The following is a 1,897-nucleotide window of genomic DNA, read 5'->3' as shown; positions in this document are numbered from 1 at the left end:
AAAAGGGGTCTTTTTTTAAGTGTCCGCTTTTCGGGGTTCAGTTCACTCATATATCCTGAGGGGGTTTTTATTTCTGTTTAACGTCATTTATTCCGTACTTAACGCGCGCATTTTAGACGTTAGTGTAAAAAGGTTTATTAAATGGTAAAAAAGTGCATAATGAGTATAAGGGTTAGCATTACTTTTACACTACAAAGGAGCTTTTTTATGTCAATACGACGCAAGTTAATTTATGTATTTATCTTCTTAAACCTTATTATTGCCGCCGCATGCGGTATGATTTACCTACAGCTTAAGCAGGTCGAGCAACAATATGAGCTCGTCTTTGAGGAAAGCCTCCCCATTGAAGCGCTTGTGACTGAGATTGATGATGTCATTTATGATCAATTAAGCACAATGCAATTATTTTTAGTGGAAGAGCCTAAACAACAGCAACAATTTAACAGCTTAAATGACCAATTAGCGGTTGCCATTACAACCCTAGAAGACAAAGTGACAGCTAAAACCATTACTACAGACCTTCAAGCTATGCATACTACCTTTGAAGGCTACGCTACTACTTTCTTTGCCTTCACACCTGGTAGTGAGCAAGCAGACAATTATTATAAACGCACCATCTCACCTTATCAAAAAAACATTGACGCTACTATTGATGCAATTAAAGATGAGGTGGCTATCATTATTGAAGACGGTCGACAACAAGCAGCACAAAAAGCCGCTTCTGCAGGATGGTTAGCCCTCCTTATTACTGTAGGCGCACTAGGCATTAGTGTATTTATCGCCTATGCGATTATCTCGCAAATTGTACGCCCTATCCGTGCACTCGAAGCATCTGTTACACAAATTGCGGAAGGTGACTTAACTGTACCTGACCTACCTGTTACATCAAAAGACGAACTAAGTAAGCTATCACATGCCTTTAATGGTATGAAAGCCGAATTTGCTTCTTTAACAGCTTCGATTACAGATAACGCGCAACACCTTAGCGCAACGTCATCTGAGCTAAGCGCAACAACAGATAGCCTTACTTCGATTTCACAAGAAATTGCACAATCAGCTGAGAGCGTTACCCATACTATGATGGATACCGCACAAGCCGCGCAGGATAGCTCACATGCAATGCAAGAAACAGCGGTCTCTGTACAGCGTATTGCTGGTGCAACACAAAATTTACAAAGTAGTGCTAACACCACTTTTGATATTGCAGATAATGGCGGTGTAACCGTATTAACAGCTGAGCAACAAATGACAAAAATCTTTGACAGTACACAGTTAACGTCACATATGATTGCTCGCCTTAGTAAACAATCGCAAGAAATCGAAAGTATGACACAAGTAATAGCAGCTATTACTGACCAAACTAATTTATTAGCACTCAATGCGGCAATTGAGGCCGCACGTGCAGGCGAACATGGTAAAGGCTTTGCTGTTGTAGCAGATGAAGTACGTAAACTAGCAGAAGAATCAAATGCATCAGCAAGCCAAATCAGCGCATTAGTAATCGAAATCCAACAAGATACTGCACGCGTTGAACACGCGATGCAAGATAGCCTTGATGCCGCACAACATGGCGTAGCGGTCATTCAAAATGTGGGTGGCTCATTTATGCAAATAAGTGATGCAATTATTGATATGCGCGCACAAATTGAGGATGTTTCTAGCGCTTCCGAAGAAGTATCAGCCGCTACACAACAAGTTGCTGAAGCAATTGATGATATTGCTAACCATGCGCAAATTAATGCAGAAAGCTCTGCTGAAGCCTCTGAAATGGTAGCTACACAAAGCCTTGCACTACAAGAAGTCACAGAAGTAGCAACTGAACTAAGTGAACGTGCTCAAGATTTAACTCAGCGCGTCAGTCATTTTACGGTAACGAACTAACAAAAAGAGGCTGGGA

The 1,897-nt window shown here is 41.2% G+C and carries 1 protein-coding gene; it reads left to right on the top strand.

Features of this window, described 5'->3' with window-relative positions; genetic code table 11:
• Positions 1–207 precede the first annotated feature (207 nt).
• Positions 208–1,881 carry a methyl-accepting chemotaxis protein gene (locus CH76_RS13175; protein ID WP_051910381.1) on the top strand — a complete coding sequence of 558 codons (1,674 nt, stop codon included), beginning with the start codon at positions 208–210 and terminating at the stop codon, positions 1,879–1,881.
• Positions 1,882–1,897: the final 16 nt, after the last annotated feature.

It is taken from the genome of Lysinibacillus sp. BF-4, from assembly GCF_000743635.1.
Classification (GTDB): domain Bacteria; phylum Bacillota; class Bacilli; order Bacillales_A; family Planococcaceae; genus Metalysinibacillus; species Metalysinibacillus saudimassiliensis.
The sequence above is the reverse complement of the archived record's forward strand: the minus strand, read 5'-3'. Positions and strand labels throughout refer to the sequence as shown.

What these genes read in the sequence shown, in the direction of transcription:
- CH76_RS13175 (WP_051910381.1), top strand. Translation starts at nt 208, where the DNA reads ATGTCAATACGACGCAAGTTAATTTATGTATTTATCTTCTTAAACCTT.